The following is a 21,843-nucleotide window of genomic DNA, read 5'->3' as shown; positions in this document are numbered from 1 at the left end:
TATTTAAAAAGAGTCAAAATCAGCCACGCAATCCACAAATTGTGTCAATAGTGACTCATTTCATCAACTTGTGTTTCTCTGCCGTCTATTTCACTCTTCACTGCGAAAAATCCTGATATTCACATCAATATAAATTTAGGTGATGATATGTTATCCATATTTAAGGCAGGGCCAGCGGCAAATAAAGTCCCGGCGGAGAAAGTCCAGGAAACTTATGGCCGATACCGCATTCAGGCATTACTCAGCGTATTTCTTGGCTATCTTGCGTACTATATTGTGCGTAATAACTTCACGCTATCAACACCGTACCTAAAAGAACATCTGGATCTCAGTGCCACGCAAATTGGTCTACTCAGCAGCTGCATGCTTATTGCCTATGGGATCAGTAAAGGCATTATGAGTAGTCTGGCAGACAAGGCCAGCCCTAAGGTCTTTATGGCATGCGGCCTGGTTCTGTGCGCCATCGTAAACGTCGGTTTAGGATTCAGTACCGGATTCTGGATTTTTGCCGCTCTGGTCGTTTTCAACGGTTTGTTTCAGGGAATGGGCGTTGGTCCTTCATTTATTACCATCGCCAACTGGTTTCCGCGTAAAGAACGTGGACGCGTCGGCGCATTCTGGAATATTTCTCACAACGTTGGCGGTGGTATTGTCGCTCCGATTGTTGGTGCCGCCTTTGCCATTTTAGGGAGCGAGCACTGGCAAAGCGCCAGCTATATTGTCCCGGCCGGTGTTGCCGTACTGTTTGCTTTTATTGTGCTGATGCTGGGAAAAGGTTCACCGCGCCAGGAAGGCTTACCGGCTCTGGAACAAATGATGCCGGAAGAAAAAGTAGTATTAAATTCCCGACACGCTGTCCAGGCACCAGAAAATATGAGTGCCTTCCAGATTTTCTGCACCTATGTGCTGCGTAATAAGAATGCCTGGTATGTTTCACTGGTAGATGTCTTCGTCTATATGGTGCGTTTTGGCATGATTAGCTGGTTGCCTATTTATCTGTTAACCGAAAAACATTTCTCGAAAGAGCAAATGAGCATCGCTTTTCTGTTTTTTGAATGGGCGGCAATCCCTTCCACATTACTGGCGGGCTGGCTTACCGATAAACTGTTTAAAGGCCGTCGCATGCCGCTGGCCATGATTTGTATGGCGCTGATTTTCGTCTGTTTGATCGGCTACTGGAAAAGTGAATCCCTGCTGATGGTCACTATTTTTGCCGCCATTGTGGGTTGCCTGATCTATGTTCCACAGTTCCTCGCTTCTGTTCAGACGATGGAAATCGTTCCCAGCTTCGCAGTAGGTTCTGCAGTAGGACTGCGCGGATTTATGAGCTACATTTTTGGCGCATCGCTGGGCACCAGTCTGTTTGGCGTAATGGTCGACAAAATGGGGTGGCACGGCGGCTTCTATCTGCTGATGGGGGGTATTGTTTGCTGCATCCTGTTCTGCTACCTCTCTCATCGCGGTGCGCTGGAACTTGAGCAACAGCGAAAAAATGCTCAGCAAGAGGAAGCATCACTCCAGTTGGCGGATGCCCGGTAATTCATTTCGGTCTCACAAAAAAGTGCCAGCGATGCTGGCACTTCAATAAACTCAGATAAATAATAAATAACTCAAAGTGATAATTTATTGCTAAACGTAACATTGCAAATTATTGCTTACCATCCGCGACCATAAAGCGAATGATCAAACCACATGTCGGAGCAAGAAACAGGAATAATCCAGTTACCATTTCGTTACCATTGGTCAGCCGCATAGTAAAAACGTAAATTAATGCCGTAAGGATGGCCATGCCGAGAAAAGCGCTAATTGACGCCGCAGCGCCTATAACCTGCCAGATATAGCAACTGACGCACAGAATGCTCAGTATGAGAAAGGTCCAGAAATAGAGCATAGCGATACCTCCTGTCTGCCGTAAACTTAACGTAAGTCCTTACACTCCCTTAACTTTATATTCTAAGACAATTCCTATCCGCATGCAATTTGAGCAACATTTTATTCACAAAAATCATTCGACCGCTTACTATTACACTGTTTCTCCGTCGTTTATTTAATCATCATAAAAACAACGAATTATATATAGGCGAAATTTTGCCCTTAATCGCCCTAAAAACATTTACGAATCTTGAGTAATTATTTCTGGCTGACATTAATTTTCGGGTGTACATTGTGCGTCCGATCATTCATGCCCCCTCGTGGTTTTGTCCTGACTCAGTTTTACACTCTTTACAGGAACCAATGTCGTTCATGGCGGCCTAACGATCAGTGCAGAGTATAAAGCGACAGGCAAAGAATCTTCGCGATACATCTATTTCGTATCAACAACAGGTGCTTATGTTCCCCCAATGTAAATTTTCACGCGCGTTTTTGCATCCGCGCTACTGGCTCACATGGTTTGGTGTTGGTGTGCTCTGGTTACTGGTACAGCTTCCCTATCCCGTATTGTGTTTTCTTGGTACCCGTACAGGAACGCTGGCTCGTCCATTTTTAAAACGCCGTGAATCTATTGCACGTAAAAATCTCGAACTCTGTTTCCCAAATCTGTCACAGGAAGAAAGAGACAAACTGGTCGATGAGAATTTCCGTTCGCTCGGCATGGGGCTGCTTGAAACAGGTATGGCCTGGTTCTGGCCGGACCGTCGGGTGCGTAAATGGTTTGATGTAGAAGGGCTGGACAACCTGAAGCGCGCTCAGATGCAAAATCGTGGCGTGATGGTCGTTGGCGTACACTTTATGTCGCTCGAGTTGGGTGGTCGCGTAATGGGGCTTTGCCAGCCTATGATGGCAACCTATCGTCCGCACAATAATAAGTTGATGGAGTGGATCCAAACCCGCGGTCGTATGCGCTCCAACAAGGCGATGATCGGCAGAAATAATCTGCGTGGTATTGTCGGCGCCCTGAAAAAAGGCGAGGCAGTGTGGTTTGCCCCCGATCAGGACTATGGTCGTAAAGGGAGTTCATTCGCCCCCTTCTTCGCAGTCAAAGACGTGGCGACCACCAACGGTACCTACGTGCTGTCACGATTATCGGGCGCAGCAATGCTGACCGTAACCATGGTGAGAAAAGCAGATAACACCGGTTACCGCCTGTTCATCACCCCAGAAATGGAAGGTTACCCGGCAGATGAAAGCCAGGCTGCGGCGTATATGAACAAAATTATCGAAAAAGAGATCATGCGTGCACCCGAGCAGTATCTCTGGATCCACCGTCGCTTCAAAACTCGCCCGATGGGTGAAGCTTCGTTGTATATCTAAAAAGAAAGGCCGTAAGGCCTTTCTTTTTTTCTACGGTTGAATTACTTAACGCCCCATTTGCTGTGCAGTTCAGCCATTCGCTCGTTGTAGTTGCGGGCGATGCAGGCTGATTTATCCTGTTCCTTCCAGCACTCGTTACGCCCTTTCACCCAACCGCGCTGCTCTGCTTTCAGCGTCGGGTTATTGCTCGATTTAACCAGCGCCTGCTTGTAGGCCCCGTTTAACGCTAAATCCATTTCTGAGAGCGAAGGACTCTGGCAGATAATCTCTTCGATACTGCCCTTTGCAACCGCAGCGCAGGAAAAAGAGGGTCCAGTGCTGGTCGATTTTTTGGCCCCAGAAAAGTCAATATTATCTTCAGGCAGGCATACCCCGTGCTTTCGATTCGGCCCACTCCAGGAAACGTCCGGATTTCCGTCATCTTTACGAGAAATAGAAACCGTATTGTTCCCGCTTTTGGCTTCCCAGTAATTTTCATTGAAGGCCTTCACCGTCGCCTTCGAGCCATCAATCCAAACATTGCCTTTGCCATCACTATTCACACCACCAATACTTGCGCAGCTGAAATTAAACGCCAACGGTGAGGCCGCCATCGACGTCAGTGGCGTAAAAACGAGTGCTAACATCATTAATCTGGTCATTTTTAACCTTTTCATTATCTCATTCCGCGAAAAATTAACCGCATTAACATCATGGCAATATGAGAATTCTCCGAGTAACCATTCCGTCGCTCAATAGCAATTTATTACCGGCAGAAATTAAACTGTCGCCGAATCACGACAGTTGTAAGTTATTAAAATTAAATAAAAAAATGCCTCTTGTCTCTCCTCATTTTTAGGCGTACATTAGCGCCGTCTGGAGCATTAAAGCTCAGAATTCTGAGGTGATGCAGCCAAGCAAATGAGGGGTATTCTCCCTTTCGTTCGCGAGTGCATCAGCTCTCTGTCAGGTAAGCATATGTTCATTTAGACGTACCCCAGGTACGCGGAGAGATGAAAAGTGAAATATTTCTTTATGGGCATTTCTTTTATGGTCATCGTTTGGGCCGGTACTTTCGCCCTGATGATCTAAATTAAAAGACGCAGCAAAAAAACAGGAGCCATCAGGCTCCTGTTTTGCATTTTGGGGGAACATTCTGTCAGTCGGTACTTTCAGAAGTCGATTTTGCACTGGTCGGTAACAGGCCATCTGCGCGAAACATCGCCTTGATGCCGCGAATAGCCTGGCGGGTACGGTCACGGTTTTCAATCAACGCAAATCGCACATGCGTATCACCATAATCACCAAACCCAATCCCTGGCGAAACGCATACCTTCGCTTCGTTCAGCAGCTTCTTGGCAAACTCAAGTGACCCCATCCCGGCGTATTGCTCTGGAATTTTCGCCCAAACGTACATTGAGGCCTTTGGCATCTCGACCATCCAGCCTGCTTCATGCAGTCCTTTGACCAGCACATCGCGACGACGTTTATATTGCTCAGCGATATCCCGCACACATTGCTGATCGCCTTCCAGCGCGGCAATTGCCGCAACCTGCAGTGGCGTAAAGGTCCCGTAATCGTGATAGCTCTTGATTCGCGCCAGCGCGTTCACCAGCGTTTTGTTGCCCACCATAAACCCGATACGCCATCCCGCCATGTTGTAGCTTTTCGACAGGGTAAAAAATTCAACAGCGACGTCGCGAGCGCCGGGTACCTGCATAATCGATGGTGCCTTCCAGCCGTCATAAACAATATCAGCGTAGGCCAGGTCGTGAACCACCAGCACGTCATAGCGTTTAGCCAGGGCCACCACTTTCTCAAAGAATTCCAGCTCGACGCACTGCGCGGTCGGGTTGGATGGGAAACCTAAGATCATCATCTTCGGCTTCGGGTAACTTTCGCGTATTGCACGTTCCAGCTCATTAAAGAAGTCGACACCCTCAACCAGCGGCACTGAACGCACCTGCGCGCCGGCAATCACCGCGCCATAGATATGGATGGGATAACTTGGGTTGGGCACGAGGACCGTATCACCGTGATCGAGCGTTGCCAGCATCAGGTGCGCCAGCCCCTCTTTGGAACCGATGGTCACAATGGCTTCGGATTCAGGATCGATCTCAACGTCATAGCGTTCCTGGTACCAGCGGGAAATCGCCCGACGCAAACGCGGAATGCCGCGTGAGGTGGAATAACCGTGAGTATCCGGGCGCTGCGCCACGGTACACAGTTTTTCGACAATGTGAGGAGGCGTGGCCCCATCCGGGTTCCCCATACTGAAATCGATAATATCTTCGCCGCGCCGACGCGCAGCCATCTTCAGTTCAGCGGTGATGTTAAAAACGTACGGGGGAAGGCGATCAATACGCGTAAAGCGACGTTCAGGGCGGGAGTCAGCCATAATATCCTCAGATTAACGTTAGCGCCCGGACCGTCCGAGCGACGCTGCCACGATGGTGGCACGTTTAGAAAATAGCCTGAATAATTTCCTTCTGTCGAGAGGCAAAACAAAATATTTTTTCCTGACGAAAAAGAGGAACAGCTGAGTAAAATGAGGAAATAACCATTTTCACAACCCGCCAAAAATTACCATCATTTAACATTTTGTTGTTAAATACATTACCTTGAACGCAGTACTCACAGGACAGGTACTGTAAATACAACAATCATGCAACAATCCCCTTTTAATATTATGGTTTTTCCCCATTAGCTCTGAACTGCGGTGGTGCTGGTCATCCTGCCTCAGGTTACCTATCATAGTGGTTTAACCCTTGCGCAAGAGTCACCCGTGCACGAAATATTCAATATGCTGCTGGCGGTATTTGACCGGGCAGCACTGATGCTGTTCTGTCTGTTTTTCCTGATTCGTATCCGCCTGTTTCGCGAACTGTTGCACAAGTCAGCCCACTCCCCAAAAGAGCTGCTCGCAGTTACCGCGATTTTCTCCATGTTTGCCCTATTCAGTACCTGGTCAGGCGTACCGGTAGAAGGTTCTCTGGTCAATGTGCGTATTATCGCGGTCATGTCAGGAGGGATCCTGTTCGGTCCATGGGTTGGCATTATTACGGGGCTGATCGCAGGCACCCACCGTTACCTGATCGATATTGGCGGCGTAACTGCCCTACCCTGCTTTATTACCAGCATTCTGGCTGGCTGCATTGCCGGGTGGATCAACCGTAAGATCCCCAAAGCGCAGCACTGGCGCGCGGGTATTTTAGGCGGAATGCTGTGCGAATCACTGACCATGATACTGGTCGTCGCCTGGGCACCCACCACCGAGCTGGGGCTGGATATTGTCTCAAAAATCGGTATCCCAATGATCCTCGGCAGCGTCTGTATTGGTTTTATCGTGATGCTGGTACAAAGCGTTGAAGGTGAGAAAGAAGCCAGCGCTGCAAAACAGGCCAAGCTGGCGCTGGATATCGCCAACAAAACGCTGCCGCTCTTTCGTCAGGTCAACAGCGAGTCGTTACGTCAGGTGTGCGAAATTATTCGTCACGATATCCACGCTGACGCGGTTGCCATCACCAATACTCAGCACGTTCTGGCCTATGTTGGCGTTGGAGAGATCAACTACCGCGATAACGATGACTTCGTCAGCCCCACCACGCAGGAGGCCATAAATCACGGTAAAATAATCATAAAAAACAATGATGAAGCGCATCGCACCCCGGAAATTCACTCTATGCTGGTGATCCCGCTTTGGGAGAAAGGCGTCGTGACCGGCACGCTGAAGATCTACTACTGTCACGCTCATCAAATCACTTCCTCGTTACAGGAAATGGCGATCGGTCTGTCGCAAATCATCTCCACCCAGCTTGAAGTCTCCCGCGCAGAGCAACTACGAGAAATGGCAAATAAGGCAGAGCTACGCGCACTGCAAAGCAAAATAAATCCCCATTTTCTGTTTAATGCCCTGAACGCGATTTCATCGTCGGTGCGGCTTAACCCGGACACCGCACGTCAGCTCATTTTTAATTTGTCGCGCTATCTTCGCTATAATATTGAATTAAAAGACGATGAGCAGATCGACATTAAGAAAGAGCTGTATCAAATCAAGGATTACATCACCATCGAACAGGCCCGCTTTGGCGACAAGCTGACCGTTATTTATGATATCGATGAAGAGGTAAGCTGTTTTATTCCCAGCCTGCTGATTCAGCCGTTGGTCGAGAACGCTATCGTCCATGGGATCCAGCCCTGCAAAGGGAAAGGTGTGGTCACCATCAGCGTTGCGGAGTGCGGCAACCGGGTACGGATTGCCGTACGAGATACGGGTCATGGTATCGACCCAAAAGTGATTGAACGGGTCGAGTCCAATGAAATGCCGGGCAATAAAATTGGTCTGTTGAATGTGCACCATCGCGTTAAGCTGCTCTACGGTGAGGGATTACATATCCGCCGTCTGGAGCCAGGCACAGAGATTGCCTTTTATGTACCTAATGTGCACTCGCCCGCAGCCGCGCCAACTACATTATTGCTTTAACCAGGAGTGAAGTCGTGAAAGTCATCATTGTTGAAGATGAATTCCTGGCCCAACAGGAACTGAGCTGGCTGATAAAAGAGCACAGCCAGATGGAGATTGTCGGCACGTTTGACGATGGTCTGGACGTGCTGAAATATCTCCAGCACAACCGCGTTGACGCCATTTTTCTGGATATTAATATTCCCTCGCTGGACGGCGTATTGCTGGCACAAAATATCAGCCAGTTCGCACATAAACCCTTTATTGTGTTTATTACCGCGTGGAAAGAGCATGCCGTTGAAGCCTTCGAACTGGAAGCTTTTGACTACATTCTGAAGCCGTACCAGGAATCACGCATTGTCAGCATGCTGCAAAAGCTGGAAGCCGCCTGGCAGCAACAGCAAACGGGAACGTCACCTGTAAGTCCGGTGGCCCGCGAAAACGATACGATCAACCTGATCAAAGATGAGCGGATCATCGTGACCCCAATCAACGACATCTACTACGCTGAAGCGCATGAAAAGATGACGTTCGTCTATACGCGACGAGAATCATACGTCATGCCGATGAACATCAGCGAATTTTGCAGCAAACTGCCGGCTTCGCATTTCTTCCGCTGCCACCGCTCGTTTTGCGTAAATCTGAATAAAATCCGCGAGATCGAACCCTGGTTTAACAACACTTATATTCTGCGTTTAAAGGATCTGGAATTTGAAATCCCGGTTAGTCGGAGCAAAGTAAAAGAATTCAGACAATTAATGCATTTATAGTGCTGAAAAAGCGTGACGAATGGAGAGCACAGCGCACGCTTTCAGTTGTTTCCGCGACGAACGGGATAGCGGAACTAAGTTTGTAGTATATTGGTCGTCACTCTATTTTTTACAGGTGATGTCATGGCGAAGCTGAGCGAAAAATATCAACGTACATATCTACGCGAATACGCAAAAGAAGCGGAAAAAAATGCCCTGATTTGGATAAGTACGGACGATTATTTAGCTGAGTGCCTGGATATTCATGAACAATGCCATCTGGATTATTCACTGCAACAACAGCTGAGTTCATGGCTTTTTATGCTGCGCATGAAGCGCAGCCCGGAGTTATTAGGATATAAAACCGCGATACAGTCAAATGATATGGAATCTCTGCACTTATCCCTGCGACAGTCTGCGATGATTAAACATGTGACGCAGGGTGTGGACTCAGGCTGCGATCACAGTATTAATGTATGGACAACACTGGAGATTCTTGCCGCGGGTTTATTTGACCGAGTACCACTCTTATTGCCTGAAAAATTGGGTATGAGTGATAACGGTCACCCTGTTAACCTAGCCATGACGAATTTAATGATGGCGTTGTGGTACAAACGTGCAGACTTTGCAGTGGATGCCAGAAAAAGAGCGCAAAAGGTACTGACCACGAAGCAAACAGTAAGCGATATGTTCATCCTCAGCTATCTGATGGCGCTCCTGGATGAGGATGTGACAGAAGCAGGCACGCAACTCGATTTATATTGTAAAAGCGTGTCTGCATTGAGAGAACCAGGGCTCACTAAGCTCCATAAAATGTTCTGGCCATACGCGCACGGATTATACAACCTGGCTTATATTGTGTTGGGCAAAGATAAAGCCAGCGCGATGCCGAAACCAACCGCAGAGTGTTTTATGGACGATCTGGCGGAATGGCAAAATAAACATAACTATCGCCATGGCCCGCTATTTGTTGAATACCCTAAACCAATTGACCTTATTAACACCCTGATCTCATGCACGCCGCCAGAATGTTGTTTGCATCAACCCTATCTGGATACCGATAAAAAATATAAAAACACAAGATACCTGCATGCCGATTTATTTGAACAACAGATGATCAAGATAATTTTAGAAAATATGAACAGCCAGAACGACAAGGCCGGATAAGCGCTGAGCGCCATCCGGCCCTGACCTTACAAAATATGGCCCAGCGTCTGACGTAAATGCGCACCAGCGCCAAGTAGTCCAGGATTATCGTGCACGATCAGATACACCGGAATATCCTGCACGTAGGCTTTAAAACGGCCTTTATCTTCAAAACCACCGCGGAAGCCCGACGCTTTAAAGAAGTCGAGGAAGCGCGGCACAATACCGCCGGCGATGTACACACCGCCAAATGTGCCCAGCGTTAACGCCAGATCGCCACCAAAACGTCCCATGATGACGCAGAACAGCGACAGCGCACGACGACAGTCAATGCAGGAATCTTCCAGCGCCCGTGCGGTGATATCCTTCGGCTGCAGATTTTCCGGCAGGCGTCCGTCAGATTTGACGATCGCGCGATACAGATTCACCAGTCCCGGACCAGACAGCACGCGTTCTGCGGACACGTGACCTATTTCCGCGCGCAGAACCTCAAGGATAATTCCCTCTTCCTCGCTGTTAGGCGCAAAATCCACGTGGCCGCCTTCACCTGGGAGGCTTACCCAGCGTTTATCCACGTGGACCAGATGCGCCACGCCGAGCCCGGTTCCTGCGCCATAAACAGCAATAGGTTTACCTTCAACAGGTTCCGCACCACCAAACTGGATTAAATGCTCTTTTTTCAGCATCGGGATCGCCATCGACACAGCGGTGAAATCATTGATGATTTCCAGATGGCTGAAGCCCAGGTTTTTTTTCATCTCAGCAATAGAGAACGCCCAGGTATGGTTGGTCATTGCCACCCAGTCGCCGGTGATCGGACAGGCAATGGCAATACAACCATCTTCAACGCTAACGCTATGCTCATCCAGGTACACGCGCACCACCGCCTCCAGACTTGGATAATCCAACCCGGAATAGGTTTTTGCCTGCGAAATCTCGCCGCTGGCAATATCGCACAGAGCAAGACGCGCGTTGGTGCCGCCAACATCCCCTACTAAAGCATATTTTGTCATTCTTCCACTGCTCCGCTAAAGTCAGAATAAATCTTTGCCACACTGTAAATTCATGGGGACATAACAACAACGGTCTGAAGGCTGATGCCCGTGGAAAATCGATCCAGATCACACAATTACTTTATCGTTTCAGCACCATTTGCAGCGATGTCGTCAGGCAGGCTGTGCAAACTATGTCTATGACTCTGTTTTAAGGAATAGAAAATGCTCCATCCGCGAGCCAGAACGATGCTCTTGCTATCAACCCCAGCGCTAATCATTGGCATAGCGTCCAGCCTGGTGTTGATCGTTGTGATGAAAGTGGCTTCCGTTTTACAGCAGTTTTTGTGGGAACGTCTGCCTGTTAGCATCGGTATAGCCCAGGACTCTCCGGTCTGGATTATCGGTATGCTGACACTCACGGGGATCATGGTCGGGTTAGTAATCCGTTACAGCCATGGCCACGCAGGCCCGGATCCGGCCTGTGAACCGTTAATTGGTATGCCGGTGCCAACGTCAGCAATACCGGGTCTGCTGGCAGCACTAATCCTCGGCCTCGCGGGTGGCGTCAGTCTGGGTCCGGAACACCCCATCATGACCGTAAATATCGCTCTGGCAGTGGCACTTGGTAGCCGCATGTTTCCGCGCATTGCAAAGCTGGACTGGACCATTCTCGCCTCTGCCGGTACCATCGGCGCGCTATTTGGTACCCCCGTTGCCGCCGCGCTGATATTTTCGCAAACGCTGAATAGCTCAAACGATGTGCCCTTGTGGGATCGCCTGTTTGCACCGTTAATGGCCGCCGCCGCGGGTTCGCTAACCACCAGCCTGTTTTTTCACCCCCATTTTTCACTGCCTATCGCGCACTACACGCAGATGCACTTGATCGATATCCTCAGCGGCGCGGTTGTTGCTGCCATCGCCATTGCCGCTGGGATGGTTGCCGTCTGGTGTCTGCCGCGTTTGCACCATTTAATGCATCGATTAAAACACCCGGTGCTGATCCTCGGGGCAGGCGGTTTTATCCTTGGCATTTTGGGTGTTATCGGCGGGCCGCTTACCTTGTTTAAGGGACTGGACGAAATGCAGCAAATGGCGTTTAGCCAAACGCTGGGGACATCAGATTATTTCATGCTCGCCGTGATCAAACTAACGGCATTAGTGGTAGCAGCGGCGAGTGGTTTTCGCGGCGGACGAATCTTCCCGGCGGTATTCGTTGGCGTCGCGCTTGGCCTGATGCTGCACGCCCATGTTGAAGCGGTGCCGGCTGCCATCACGGTTTCTTGCTCTATTCTCGGGCTGGTGCTGGTCGTCACCCGTGACGCCTGGCTGAGCCTGTTTATGGCAGCAGTGGTGGTGCCAGATTCCACCCTGCTGCCACTGCTGTGTATCGTCATGCTGCCCGCCTGGCTGCTGCTGGCAGGCAAACCGATGATGGTCGCTGAGCGCCCTGATAAATAGCTATCCGCCGTTGCGAGATTCCAGCGCACGGGTCACCGTGCGCAATAATTCAGGAAGATCGGCTTTCGGTAGCACCACCTCAATTAACGACAGTCGTTGCGGATGGGACAACCGGGCCAGCACCTCTTCCAGCTGTACCGCCTGCTTCACCCGCCAACATTCTGCCTGACATTCACGGCTAAACGCCTGCGGCACCGACGTCCAGCTCCAGGCGGCGATGTCGTTATAGCGCTGATTTGCCCCGTGTATGGCCCGCTCCACGGTATAACCGTCATTGTTGAGCAGTAAAATAACCGGCGATTGCCCGTCTCTGAGCATGGAGCCCAGCTCCTGAATGGTGAGCTGCGCCGCGCCATCGCCAATAATCAGGATCACCCGACGGTCCGGACAGGCCGTTTGCGCGCCGAATGCCGCCGGGAGCGCGTAGCCGATAGATCCCCACAACGGTTGAACCAGTACTTCCGCCCCGCAAGGTAGTGAGAGCGCAGCCGCGCCAAAGGCGGCGGTTCCCTGATCGACGAGGATAATGTCATCAGGCTTCAGAAACTGCTGTACCGTGTGCCAGAAGTTTTCCTGCGTCAGTGGGCCCTTCTCAACCTGAACACGCCTAATTGGCGGACGTTCTGGCGGTAGAGAAAACGACATTTCCAGGCACAGCTCACGTAATGTGGTGACCGCCTGCTCCATCGGGATGTTAAACCAGTGGGATCCAATTCGTGACGCATGGGGCTGAACGTCAATGGTGCGATCCAGCGGTAGCTGTTGTGTAAACCCAGCTGTCAGGGTATCGACAAATTGTGTGCCGACACACATTATCGTATCGGCATCTTCTATCGCCTGACGTACATAATCGCTGCTGGCTCCAGCGCTGTACGTGCCAACAAACGCCGGGTGACGCTCATCAAACAGTCCTTTGCCCATCAACAACGTGGCATGAGCCATCGGCGTTTCTGCCATCCAGCGCTGTAAAACCGGCTGCAGACCAAAACGCAGCGCGAGGAAGTCTGCCAGCAACGCTACGCGTGGGCTGTCCAGCAATCGTTCACGGGCATGGTAGCGAAACGCCTCTATCACGCTGCTTTCCGGCTCGCTCAGAGGAACAATCATAATATCATTCGGTGGCGTAGCAGGCTGTTTAGCCACATCAGCAGGCAGCATCAGATAGCCCGGCCTGCGCTCGCTGAGCATCATTCGCAACACACGGTCAATTTCATAGCAGGCATTTTGTTCATCCAGTATCGCGCTGGCCGTTGTTACTGCCTGCTGCATGCGGTAAAAATGCTGAAAGTCACCGTCACCCAAAGTGTGATGCATCAACTCTCCGCGACGCTGCGCGCCGCGACAGGGTGCGCCGACAATATGCAAAACAGGAACATATTCCGCGAAGCTACCCGCAATACCGTTAATTGCGCTTAACTCGCCCACACCAAACGTGGTAAGCAACGCCCCTACCCCGGATACCCGGGCATAGCCATCTGCCGCATAAGCCGCATTCAATTCATTCGCACACCCGACCCAACATACGTCGGGATGTTCAATCACGCGGTCAAGAAACTGCAAATTATAATCGCCCGGCACACCAAAGAGATGGCCGACGCCACAGCCTGCCAGCCTGTCCAGCAGATAATCAGCAACGGAATACGGGGTTTGCATGACAGCTATCCTTCTGACGGTAACCTCATGTTGAGTATCGAAGAACTGTGATGACTGTCCAGGAAAGTCGCTGTGAAAGGGTGGAAAGCAGGATTTACAGTTTTGGCGGTTAAAATTCATTGAAGAATCGACGGTGTAACCGTATACACTGAAAGACACACGCATTGTGGAAGGGAGGTGACATGGTTTATCACGCAGATGAAAATCGTTATCAGACAATGGAGTACCGCCGCTGCGGTCAAAGCGGCCTTAAGCTCCCGATTGTCTCTCTGGGTTTGTGGCACAATTTTGGCGATACCACGCAGGTCGAGAACAGTCGCGCATTGTTACAGCGCGCATTCGATCTGGGGATTAACCATTTTGATCTGGCAAATAACTATGGTCCACCGCCGGGTTCGGCAGAACGGAATTTTGGTCGGATCCTGCAGGAAGATTTTTTACCGTGGCGAGATGAGCTTATTATCTCCACAAAAGCGGGCTACACCATGTGGGAAGGCCCCTACGGTGACTGGGGTTCACGCAAATATCTGATTGCCAGTCTCGATCAAAGCCTGAAGCGTCTGGGGCTGGAGTATGTCGATATCTTCTACCACCATCGCCCCGACCCTGAAACACCGCTCAGAGAAACCATGCGCGCGCTGGATCACATCGTCCGTCAGGGCAAAGCGCTGTACGTCGGGTTGTCTAACTATCCGGCAGATCTTGCCAGGCAGGCGATTGAAATACTCGACGATTTAGGTACGCCATGCCTTATTCACCAGCCCAAATATTCCATGTTTGAACGTTGGGTCGAAGATGGCTTGCTGTCACTATTACAGGAAAAAGGTGTCGGCAGTATCGCCTTCTCACCGCTGGCTGGCGGACAGTTAACCGACCGCTATCTGAACGGCATTCCTGCGGATTCTCGTGCGGCAAGCACCAGTCGCTTTCTGAATCCGGACCAGATCACTCCACAAAAGCTGGAAAAAGTGCGGGCGCTGAATGTGCTGGCAGAACAACGCGGGCAAAAGCTTTCCCAGATGGCGCTGGCATGGGTGTTACGGGATGACAAAGTCACGTCAGTGCTGATTGGCGCCAGTAAACCAGCACAAATTGAAGATGCTGTCGGCATGCTGGCAAACCGTCACTTTACGTCTGAAGAGTGCGCGGAGATTGATGCTATCCTGAGTTGATTGAAATAAAGACACATTTATTAACAAAAAGTGCTCTCACTTGCGATTTAAGAGTTAAGGCGATGAAACGGGGCTTTACTGCCCCGTAATATTACGTTAACAGGCCGGCTACGGCTCGATCGTGAAGGAGAGAAAACATGTTCAGGTCACTGATTCTGGCGGCAGTCTTATTGGCTTTTACACCGCTGGCCGCGAACGCTGGCGAAATCACCCTGCTGCCATCAATAAAATTACAAATTGGCGATCGCGATAACTACGGTAACTACTGGGATGGCGGCCGCTGGCGCGACCGGGATTACTGGCACCATAACTATGAGTGGCGCAAAAATCGCTGGTGGCGTCATGACAACGGCTACCATCGTGGCTGGGACAAACGCAAAGCTTATGAGCGTGGTTATCGTGAAGGCTGGAACGATCGTGACGACCACCGCGGTCGCGGGCGTGGCCACAAACATCATCATTAATGTAACAAAAGGGCCAACGGGCCCTTTTGTTTTTACAAACCGAGTGCGGTTCCTACCAACAGCCAGATATTAAGCGCCACCACCAGTACAACAATCACCCAACCTACCTGTTTTACCCAACGGGTATTCACCAAATCGCCCATCAGCTTACCGTCACTGGTAAAGATCAGTAGCGGCACAAGCGCCAGTGCAATACCAAAACTGAGCAATACCTGGCTCATCACCAGAATGCGCGTCGGATCCAGTCCCATCAAAATCACAATAAATGATGGCATCATAGTAACGGTACGGCGTACCCAAAGCGGAATGTGAAAGCGGATAAACCCTTGCATCACCACCTGCCCGGCCAACGTACCGACCACGGTAGAAGAAAGTCCCGCAGCCACCAGGCTTAAACCGAATACCGTCGCCGCAGCGTGACTCAACAGCGGTTCAAGTGTCAGATACGCTTGATCGAGATCGGCAATACCGGTATGCCCGCTAAAGTGAAATGCAGCGGCAGCCGTCGCCATCATCGCCAGATTGACAAATCCAGCAATCGTCATGGCGATTGCCACATCCCATTTCGTGGCCGCATAGCGCTGTTGACGTGTTCCGCCGTGCAGATGCTGAGTTAAGGAAGAGTGCAGATAAATGACGTGTGGCATGATAGTCGCACCGAGCACGCCAGCCGCCAGGAACACCGCTTCGGAATTAGGCAGGCTCGGGATAACCATTCCCTTGCTAAGTTGCGCGAAGTTCGGCTGGGAAAAGATCAGTTCCACAATGTAAGCCGCAGCCACAAACAGCAGCAAGCCGCCAATCACTTTTTCCAGCGGTTTTTGCCCACGGCGCTGCAACATCAGAATCAAAAAAGTCGCGATACCGGTGAGCACGGCCCCCTGCAATAACGACACGCCGAGGATCAATTTGAAACCAATCGCGGCACCAATGAATTCAGCAAGGTCTGTCGCCATGGCGATAATTTCGGCCTGCACCCAGTAGAACCACACCACCGGACGAGGATAGTGATCGCGAATTTGCTCCGCCAGGTTTTTACCCGTGGCAATACCCAGCTTTGCCGACAGCACCTGAATCAGCATCGCCATCAGATTTGCCCAGACCACCACCCACAACAGTTTATAGCCAAAGCTGGCCCCTGCCTGGATGTTGGTGGCGAAGTTGCCCGGATCGATGTAGCCGATCGCCGCGATGAACGCAGGTCCCATTAATGCGAGCTTCAACTTGCGCGCTGCCCGTCCACTGCTACTCTCAACGCGATCGTTAGTCATTTTAGTGCCTCAGAAACATAGCCTTTGCTATGTTTCAAGCTACGCCTATTGAGAATGATTATCAAATTCATTTTAATGGGTGAAGTTGATTTCTCTGATAGAGTTTGTCTATGGATCGATAAGGATTCTGGAAATACCGGTGAGATGTTTAATTATTGTTATGAGATTAGCACAATGACATAACTTTTCACTTCCATACTAAACATAACAGAAGTGTATCACCGATCACTAATTTTGAATCTCGTCACAGGTCCTTATTATAGTGTGTGTTTGATCTCGTTTTCTTTATGGTTGTTACATAGAATGTGCACGAAAACTAAACCTGCCTCATATTTGGAGCAAATATGGACCGCGTTCTTCATTTCGTCCTGGCCCTTGCCGTGGTTGCGGTACTCGCACTGCTGGTAAGCAGTGACCGTAAAAAAATCCGCATTCGTTATGTTATTCAATTGCTTGTTATTGAAGTGTTACTGGCATGGTTCTTCCTGAACTCTGATGTCGGTCTGGGCTTCGTGAGAGGCTTCTCCGAGATGTTTGAAAAACTCCTCGGATTCGCTAATGAAGGGACAAACTTTGTCTTCGGCAGCATGAACGACAAAGGCCTGGCATTCTTCTTCCTGAAAGTGCTGTGCCCAATCGTCTTCATTTCCGCCCTGATCGGTATTTTGCAGCATATCCGCGTTCTGCCGGTTATCATCCGCGCGATTGGTTTCCTGTTATCCAAAGTGAACGGTATGGGCAAGCTGGAATCCTTCAACGCCGTCAGCTCCCTGATCCTGGGTCAGTCCGAGAACTTTATCGCCTATAAAGATATTCTCGGCAAAATGTCTCGCAACCGTATGTACACCATGGCTGCAACGGCGATGTCGACCGTTTCCATGTCTATCGTCGGCGCGTACATGACCATGCTGGAACCGAAGTACGTGGTTGCGGCGCTGGTTCTGAACATGTTCAGCACCTTTATCGTGCTGTCGCTGATCAACCCGTACACCGTTGATGCCAGCGAAGAAAACATTCAGATGTCTAACCTGCACGAAGGCCAGAGCTTCTTCGAAATGCTGGGTGAATACATCCTGGCAGGTTTCAAAGTGGCAATTATCGTTGCGGCAATGCTGATTGGTTTCATCGCGCTGATCGCAGCCCTGAACGCCCTGTTCGCCACCGTGACCGGCTGGTTTGGTTACAGCATCTCCTTCCAGGGCATCCTGGGCTACATCTTCTACCCGGTTGCATGGGTAATGGGTGTGCCGTCCAGTGAAGCGCTGCAGGTGGGCAGTATCATGGCAACCAAACTGGTTTCCAACGAATTCGTTGCGATGATGGATCTGCAGAAAATTGCCGCCACGCTCTCTCCGCGTGCAGAAGGTATCCTGTCCGTGTTCCTGGTCTCCTTCGCTAACTTCTCTTCCATCGGTATTATCGCCGGTGCGATTAAAGGTCTGAACGAAGAGCAAGGTAACGTGGTTTCCCGCTTCGGTCTGAAGCTGGTGTACGGCTCTACGCTGGTGAGCGTACTGTCTGCATCTATCGCAGCACTGGTGCTGTAAGCGTAAGACAACATCGTATTGATAAGACCGGGGAGATTCTTCTCCCCGGTTTTTTTATGCCTGCTATTCAGCAAACCGAAGAGATACAGGGTGGAAACAGAAACAAAAAACCCCCGCTTTTCAGCGAGGGTTTAAATTTTGGTGGAGCTAAGCGGGATCGAACCGCTGACCTCTTGCATGCCATGCAAGCGCTCTCCCAGCTGAGCTATAGCCCCACGATGCTATTACGTACATACCAAATTCATTGGGATTAAATTTGGTGGAGCTAAGCGGGATCGAACCGCTGACCTCTTGCATGCCATGCAAGCGCTCTCCCAGCTGAGCTATAGCCCCATTACGTAAAGCTTGTCGAGTTGACGGGCGGCATCATATGAATTCCCTTCGCGTGTGTCAACGGCAAAATTAACTCATAGAATTCAATCGCTGAAAAAGCAGTCAAATGAAGAACATTGCGTAACAACTCGCATTCAGTAGTTAAACGCGTCACGGTTTCTACTAAAATGGTGCTATAAAATGAGCCACTAATTAACCCCACGACTATTCAGGGAATCGTTATGTTCAAGGAACGGATGACGCCAGAAGAACTTGCTAATCTGACCGGATACAGCCGACAGACCATCAATAAATGGGTGCGCAAGGAGGGTTGGGCTACATCACCAAAACCAGGCGTACAGGGCGGTAAAGCGCGTCTGGTTCACGTCACCGAACAAGTTCGTGAATACATTCGCAGTGCTGAGCGTTCAGCCGAAGGTTTATCAGATAATTTATCGTTATCCGGCGATACCTCTATCGAAGCTCTACTGATTAGGCTCGCCAAAGAGATGACTCCGTCAGAACAAAAAATGTTTACGTCACTGATCCTGCGTGAAGGCATTACGGGTTTGTTACAACGCTTAGGGATCCGCGACAACAAATAATATGAAAAAATTACGCAGCAAAATGACGACCGAAGAACTGGCGGAATGTCTCGGGGTTGCCAAACAAACCGTCAATCGTTGGATCAGAGAACAAAACTGGACCACTGAAAAGTTTCCCGGCGTTAAAGGGGGTCGTGCAAGACTGATCCATATCGACTCCAGTGTCCGTACGTTTCTGCTCAATATTCCGGCTTTTCGCAAAGTCCCTGAAATTTATCAGGCTGAGGAACCGCTGGCAGAATACACCCACGTGGTGCGTAGCCACGCCTGTCGCCAGATAATTAGCGCACTGGACAACATGTCCCCAACGGAACAAGAAAAGCTGGCAATGTATATTTCGCGCGAAGGTATTCGCACTTTCCTTACCCGTCTGGGTATTGATGAGTCTGAATAACAGGCAAAAAAAACGGCAGGATGCGCTCCTGCCGTTGTTTCATCGCTCAACCACTCTTACTGCTGGCTTTCACGCTCAGCAATAAACGCCAGCGCTTTATTAATACGCTCAATGCTGCGGGATTTACCAATCGCATGCACCGTTACGTCTAACGCCGGAGACTGACCCGCGCCGGTTACGGCTACGCGCAGCGGCATCCCAACTTTACCCATACCCACTTCCAGCTCATCAGCGGTTGCCTGAATCGCGTGGTGCACGTTTTCTGCCGTCCACTCGCTGATAGCAGCCAGCTTATCGCGAACCACTTCCAGCGGCTGACGCGCTACCGGACGCAGGTGTTTCTTAGCTGCATCCGCGTCGAACTCAGCAAAGTCTTCGTAGAAGTAGCGGCAGCTCTGCGCCATCTCTTTCAGCGTTTTGCAGCGCTCACCCAGCAGTTTAACCAGCTCAGACAGCTGCGGGCCGACGCGAGTATCGATATTTTCCTGCTCAATGTGCCATTGCAGATGCGTTGCCACATATTCAGGTGCCAGCGAATTAATGTAGTGATGGTTCAGCCACTGCAGTTTTTCGGTGTTGAACGCACTGGCAGACTTGCTTACCGCACCAAGGGAGAACAGTTTGATCATCTCTTCACGGGTGAAGATTTCCTGATCGCCGCTGGACCAGCCCAGACGCACCAGATAGTTCAGCAGCGCTTCCGGCAGGTAACCGTCGTCGCGATACTGCATAACGCTGACCGCACCGTGACGTTTAGAGAGTTTTTTACCGTCGTCGCCGTTGATCATCGACACGTGTGCATAAACCGGCACCGGCGCATTCAGCGCTTTCAGGATGTTGATCTGACGCGGAGTGTTGTTGATATGGTCTTCACCACGAATAACGTGAGTGATTTCCATATCCCAGTCGTCGACAACAACACAGAAGTTGTAGGTCGGGGAACCGTCAGTACGGCGGATGATCAGATCGTCCAGCTCCTGGTTGCTGAATTCGATCGGCCCACGGATCTGGTCGTCAAAAATAACGGATCCATCCTGCGGGTTGGCAAAACGCACCACGCATGGTTCATCAGCAGCATGATGTTCATGCCCGTGGCGGCAGCGACCGTCGTAACGTGGCTTCTCACCGTTTGCCATCTGCTCTTCGCGCAGTGCGTCCAGACGCTCTTTGGAGCAGTAGCATTTATACGCGGTACCGGCTTCCAGCATCTCATCAATCACGGCGTTGTAGCGATCAAAACGTTTGGTCTGGAAGTACGGGCCTTCATCCCATTCCAGATTCAGCCAGTTCATGCCATCCATAATGGCTTCAATAGCTTCCGGAGTGGAGCGTTCAAGATCGGTGTCTTCAATACGCAGCACAAACTCACCGTCATGGTTACGTGCAAAAAGCCAGGAATATAGAGCAGTACGCGCACCACCGACATGCAGGTAACCTGTCGGGCTTGGCGCGAAGCGAGTTTTGATTTTCATGAAATGGCCTTACGTTTATAAAGATGCCGACAACCGGCAAATCCTGGGAAGATTATCAGGCTCGTATTCTATCACTGTGGCCTGATTCCTCAATGTTGTTCAGGTTGGAACATCACGCTTTGCCATTTTCGTATACAAATCATGCTGCATGGATTGATTTGCGATCGTTTTGTTTAAATTTACGACGAACGAACAAATTCTTTAGAAAATGCGTTGACTCATTTTCAACTCTCCCTATAATGCGACTCCACACAGCGGGGGTGATTAGCTCAGCTGGGAGAGCACCTCCCTTACAAGGAGGGGGTCGGCGGTTCGAACCCGTCATCACCCACCAACTACTTTATGTAGTCTCCGCCGTGTAGAGTAAGAAATTGAGAAGTGGGTGATTAGCTCAGCTGGGAGAGCACCTCCCTTACAAGGAGGGGGTCGGCGGTTCGATCCCGTCATCACCCACCACTTTCTCGCCAGCTGGATTTCTTACAATAAAATTGAAGTACCGAAGTGGGTGATTAGCTCAGCTGGGAGAGCACCTCCCTTACAAGGAGGGGGTCGGCGGTTCGATCCCGTCATCACCCACCACTTCGGGTCGTTAGCTCAGTTGGTAGAGCAGTTGACTTTTAATCAATTGGTCGCAGGTTCGAATCCTGCACGACCCACCAATGTAAAAAGGCGCCCTAAAGGCGCCTTTTTGCTATCTGCGATTTATAAGATTCGAACCTGCATCGCCTGATGCGCTACGCTTATCAGGCCTACAGACAATACCGCACACGTAGGCTGGATAAGACGTCAGCCGCCATCCGACACAGACAACACAACACGCGTAGGCCGGATAAGACGTCAGTCGCCATCCGGCACAGACAACACAACACGCGTAGGCCGGATAAGACGTCAGTCGCCATCCGGCACAGACAA

20 protein-coding genes and 6 tRNA genes are annotated in these 21,843 nt (G+C 50.4%); 16 read left to right on the top strand and 10 right to left on the bottom strand.

The window, feature by feature from the left end; translation table 11 throughout:
* Nucleotides 1-147 precede the first annotated feature (147 nt).
* On the top strand, nucleotides 148-1,539 hold the full coding sequence (gene pgtP, locus OGY17_RS21600; RefSeq protein ID WP_079939112.1) for a phosphoglycerate transporter PgtP: 1,392 nt from the start codon (nucleotides 148-150) through the stop codon (nucleotides 1,537-1,539).
* A gap of 109 nt (nucleotides 1,540-1,648) precedes the next feature.
* Here the strand turns inward: pgtP and OGY17_RS21595 are convergent, their stop codons facing one another.
* Nucleotides 1,649-1,891 (bottom strand): DUF2545 family protein, encoded by a 243-nt coding sequence (locus tag OGY17_RS21595; RefSeq protein ID WP_008785383.1) that lies wholly within the window; start codon nucleotides 1,889-1,891, stop codon nucleotides 1,649-1,651.
* A gap of 440 nt (nucleotides 1,892-2,331) precedes the next feature.
* Here OGY17_RS21595 and lpxP point away from each other — a divergent pair, with 440 nt between their 5' ends.
* Nucleotides 2,332-3,252, top strand: a complete 921-nt coding sequence (gene lpxP / locus OGY17_RS21590) for a kdo(2)-lipid IV(A) palmitoleoyltransferase (protein ID WP_020996694.1) — start codon at nucleotides 2,332-2,334, stop codon at nucleotides 3,250-3,252.
* A gap of 41 nt (nucleotides 3,253-3,293) precedes the next feature.
* Here lpxP and OGY17_RS21585 read toward each other — a convergent pair whose 3' ends face one another.
* Entirely contained in the window at nucleotides 3,294-3,908 is a 615-nt protein-coding gene (locus OGY17_RS21585; protein WP_032944115.1) for a lysozyme inhibitor LprI family protein, read from the bottom strand.
* A 343-nt stretch (nucleotides 3,909-4,251) separates the two neighbouring features.
* On the opposite strand from OGY17_RS21585, the gene ypdK reads away from it, so the two are divergent.
* Entirely contained in the window at nucleotides 4,252-4,323 is a 72-nt protein-coding gene (gene ypdK / locus OGY17_RS21580) for a membrane protein YpdK (protein WP_010723117.1), read from the top strand.
* Nucleotides 4,324-4,390: 67 nt separating this feature from the next.
* Here the strand turns inward: ypdK and alaC are convergent, their stop codons facing one another.
* Nucleotides 4,391-5,629 (bottom strand): alanine transaminase, encoded by a 1,239-nt coding sequence (gene alaC, locus OGY17_RS21575; protein WP_008785386.1) that lies wholly within the window; start codon nucleotides 5,627-5,629, stop codon nucleotides 4,391-4,393.
* A 387-nt stretch (nucleotides 5,630-6,016) separates the two neighbouring features.
* On the opposite strand from alaC, the gene OGY17_RS21570 reads away from it, so the two are divergent.
* The 3 genes from OGY17_RS21570 to OGY17_RS21560 all read left to right on the top strand — a co-directional run bounded on the left by OGY17_RS21570 (nucleotide 6,017) and on the right by OGY17_RS21560 (nucleotide 9,609).
* Entirely contained in the window at nucleotides 6,017-7,714 is a 1,698-nt protein-coding gene (locus OGY17_RS21570) for a sensor histidine kinase (RefSeq protein WP_008785387.1), read from the top strand.
* 14 nt (nucleotides 7,715-7,728) lie between these two features.
* Complete coding sequence (locus OGY17_RS21565; protein ID WP_003834866.1) at nucleotides 7,729-8,463, top strand: LytR/AlgR family response regulator transcription factor; 735 nt, start codon at nucleotides 7,729-7,731, stop codon at nucleotides 8,461-8,463.
* A gap of 123 nt (nucleotides 8,464-8,586) precedes the next feature.
* Nucleotides 8,587-9,609, top strand: coding sequence for a hypothetical protein (locus OGY17_RS21560; RefSeq protein WP_286608315.1), 1,023 nt, complete (start codon nucleotides 8,587-8,589; stop codon nucleotides 9,607-9,609).
* A 26-nt stretch (nucleotides 9,610-9,635) separates the two neighbouring features.
* Here the strand turns inward: OGY17_RS21560 and glk are convergent, their stop codons facing one another.
* Nucleotides 9,636-10,601, bottom strand: coding sequence for a glucokinase (gene glk, locus OGY17_RS21555; protein ID WP_003028256.1), 966 nt, complete (start codon nucleotides 10,599-10,601; stop codon nucleotides 9,636-9,638).
* Between the two features lie 204 nt (nucleotides 10,602-10,805).
* On the opposite strand from glk, the gene OGY17_RS21550 reads away from it, so the two are divergent.
* Entirely contained in the window at nucleotides 10,806-12,041 is a 1,236-nt protein-coding gene (locus tag OGY17_RS21550) for an ion channel protein (protein ID WP_008785389.1), read from the top strand.
* Here OGY17_RS21550 and OGY17_RS21545 read toward each other — a convergent pair whose 3' ends face one another.
* Nucleotides 12,042-13,694, bottom strand: coding sequence for an alpha-keto acid decarboxylase family protein (locus OGY17_RS21545; protein ID WP_008785390.1), 1,653 nt, complete (start codon nucleotides 13,692-13,694; stop codon nucleotides 12,042-12,044).
* 182 nt (nucleotides 13,695-13,876) lie between these two features.
* Here OGY17_RS21545 and mgrA point away from each other — a divergent pair, with 182 nt between their 5' ends.
* Together mgrA and ypeC are read left to right on the top strand one after the other, a co-directional pair.
* Nucleotides 13,877-14,866 (top strand): L-glyceraldehyde 3-phosphate reductase, encoded by a 990-nt coding sequence (gene mgrA, locus OGY17_RS21540; RefSeq protein WP_008785391.1) that lies wholly within the window; start codon nucleotides 13,877-13,879, stop codon nucleotides 14,864-14,866.
* Nucleotides 14,867-15,003: 137 nt separating this feature from the next.
* Entirely contained in the window at nucleotides 15,004-15,330 is a 327-nt protein-coding gene (gene ypeC / locus OGY17_RS21535) for a DUF2502 domain-containing protein YpeC (protein WP_003834889.1), read from the top strand.
* A gap of 32 nt (nucleotides 15,331-15,362) precedes the next feature.
* On the opposite strand, the gene OGY17_RS21530 is transcribed toward ypeC, so the two are convergent.
* Together OGY17_RS21530 and OGY17_RS23380 are read right to left on the bottom strand one after the other, a co-directional pair.
* Complete coding sequence (locus tag OGY17_RS21530; protein ID WP_008785392.1) at nucleotides 15,363-16,601, bottom strand: Nramp family divalent metal transporter; 1,239 nt, start codon at nucleotides 16,599-16,601, stop codon at nucleotides 15,363-15,365.
* Nucleotides 16,598-16,672: a hypothetical protein gene (locus OGY17_RS23380; RefSeq protein ID WP_418219455.1), complete on the bottom strand. Its 75-nt coding sequence runs from the start codon at nucleotides 16,670-16,672 to the stop codon at nucleotides 16,598-16,600. The genes OGY17_RS21530 and OGY17_RS23380 overlap by 4 nt, the downstream gene beginning before the upstream one ends.
* Nucleotides 16,673-16,945: 273 nt before the next feature.
* Between OGY17_RS23380 and nupC the strand changes: the two genes are divergently transcribed.
* The gene (gene nupC, locus OGY17_RS21525) at nucleotides 16,946-18,148 is read left to right on the top strand and encodes a nucleoside permease NupC (RefSeq protein WP_003834893.1); all 1,203 of its coding nucleotides are present in this window, start codon (nucleotides 16,946-16,948) and stop codon (nucleotides 18,146-18,148) included.
* A 139-nt stretch (nucleotides 18,149-18,287) separates the two neighbouring features.
* On the opposite strand, the gene OGY17_RS21520 is transcribed toward nupC, so the two are convergent.
* Nucleotides 18,288-18,363, bottom strand: a tRNA-Ala gene (locus OGY17_RS21520).
* Between the two features lie 42 nt (nucleotides 18,364-18,405).
* A tRNA-Ala gene (locus OGY17_RS21515) sits at nucleotides 18,406-18,481 on the bottom strand.
* A 221-nt stretch (nucleotides 18,482-18,702) separates the two neighbouring features.
* Between OGY17_RS21515 and OGY17_RS21510 the strand changes: the two genes are divergently transcribed.
* Nucleotides 18,703-19,065 (top strand): YfeC-like transcriptional regulator, encoded by a 363-nt coding sequence (locus OGY17_RS21510; protein WP_003028277.1) that lies wholly within the window; start codon nucleotides 18,703-18,705, stop codon nucleotides 19,063-19,065.
* A 1-nt stretch (nucleotide 19,066) separates the two neighbouring features.
* Nucleotides 19,067-19,459 carry a MerR family transcriptional regulator gene (locus OGY17_RS21505; protein WP_003834896.1) on the top strand — a complete coding sequence of 131 codons (393 nt, stop codon included), beginning with the start codon at nucleotides 19,067-19,069 and terminating at the stop codon, nucleotides 19,457-19,459.
* 56 nt (nucleotides 19,460-19,515) lie between these two features.
* Here the strand turns inward: OGY17_RS21505 and gltX are convergent, their stop codons facing one another.
* Nucleotides 19,516-20,931, bottom strand: a complete 1,416-nt coding sequence (gene gltX, locus OGY17_RS21500) for a glutamate--tRNA ligase (RefSeq protein ID WP_008785393.1) — start codon at nucleotides 20,929-20,931, stop codon at nucleotides 19,516-19,518.
* Nucleotides 20,932-21,189: 258 nt separating this feature from the next.
* Between gltX and OGY17_RS21495 the strand changes: the two genes are divergently transcribed.
* From OGY17_RS21495 to OGY17_RS21480, 4 genes are all read left to right on the top strand, one after another.
* Nucleotides 21,190-21,265, top strand: a tRNA-Val gene (locus OGY17_RS21495).
* A 46-nt stretch (nucleotides 21,266-21,311) separates the two neighbouring features.
* Nucleotides 21,312-21,387: transfer RNA gene (locus OGY17_RS21490), tRNA-Val, on the top strand.
* 47 nt (nucleotides 21,388-21,434) lie between these two features.
* Nucleotides 21,435-21,510 (top strand) — tRNA-Val (locus tag OGY17_RS21485).
* Nucleotides 21,511-21,514: 4 nt separating this feature from the next.
* Nucleotides 21,515-21,590: transfer RNA gene (locus OGY17_RS21480), tRNA-Lys, on the top strand.
* The last annotated feature ends 253 nt before the right edge of the window (nucleotides 21,591-21,843 follow it).

It is taken from the genome of Citrobacter sp. Cpo126, assembly GCF_030332445.1.
Classification (GTDB): Bacteria; Pseudomonadota; Gammaproteobacteria; order Enterobacterales; family Enterobacteriaceae; genus Citrobacter; species Citrobacter portucalensis.
The sequence above is the reverse complement of the archived record's forward strand: the minus strand, read 5'-3'. Positions and strand labels throughout refer to the sequence as shown.

Coding starts and splice junctions, on each gene's coding strand:
- pgtP (WP_079939112.1), top strand. CDS start 148: ATGTTATCCATATTTAAGGCAGGGCCAGCGGCAAATAAAGTCCCGGCG.
- OGY17_RS21595 (WP_008785383.1), bottom strand. CDS start 1,891: ATGCTCTATTTCTGGACCTTTCTCATACTGAGCATTCTGTGCGTCAGT.
- lpxP (WP_020996694.1), top strand. CDS start 2,332: ATGTTCCCCCAATGTAAATTTTCACGCGCGTTTTTGCATCCGCGCTAC.
- OGY17_RS21585 (WP_032944115.1), bottom strand. CDS start 3,908: ATGAAAAGGTTAAAAATGACCAGATTAATGATGTTAGCACTCGTTTTT.
- alaC (WP_008785386.1), bottom strand. CDS start 5,629: ATGGCTGACTCCCGCCCTGAACGTCGCTTTACGCGTATTGATCGCCTT.
- OGY17_RS21560 (WP_286608315.1), top strand. CDS start 8,587: ATGGCGAAGCTGAGCGAAAAATATCAACGTACATATCTACGCGAATAC.
- glk (WP_003028256.1), bottom strand. CDS start 10,601: ATGACAAAATATGCTTTAGTAGGGGATGTTGGCGGCACCAACGCGCGT.
- OGY17_RS21550 (WP_008785389.1), top strand. CDS start 10,806: ATGCTCCATCCGCGAGCCAGAACGATGCTCTTGCTATCAACCCCAGCG.
- OGY17_RS21545 (WP_008785390.1), bottom strand. CDS start 13,694: ATGCAAACCCCGTATTCCGTTGCTGATTATCTGCTGGACAGGCTGGCA.
- mgrA (WP_008785391.1), top strand. CDS start 13,877: ATGGTTTATCACGCAGATGAAAATCGTTATCAGACAATGGAGTACCGC.
- ypeC (WP_003834889.1), top strand. CDS start 15,004: ATGTTCAGGTCACTGATTCTGGCGGCAGTCTTATTGGCTTTTACACCG.
- OGY17_RS21530 (WP_008785392.1), bottom strand. CDS start 16,601: ATGACTAACGATCGCGTTGAGAGTAGCAGTGGACGGGCAGCGCGCAAG.
- nupC (WP_003834893.1), top strand. CDS start 16,946: ATGGACCGCGTTCTTCATTTCGTCCTGGCCCTTGCCGTGGTTGCGGTA.
- OGY17_RS21510 (WP_003028277.1), top strand. CDS start 18,703: ATGTTCAAGGAACGGATGACGCCAGAAGAACTTGCTAATCTGACCGGA.
- OGY17_RS21505 (WP_003834896.1), top strand. CDS start 19,067: ATGAAAAAATTACGCAGCAAAATGACGACCGAAGAACTGGCGGAATGT.
- gltX (WP_008785393.1), bottom strand. CDS start 20,931: ATGAAAATCAAAACTCGCTTCGCGCCAAGCCCGACAGGTTACCTGCAT.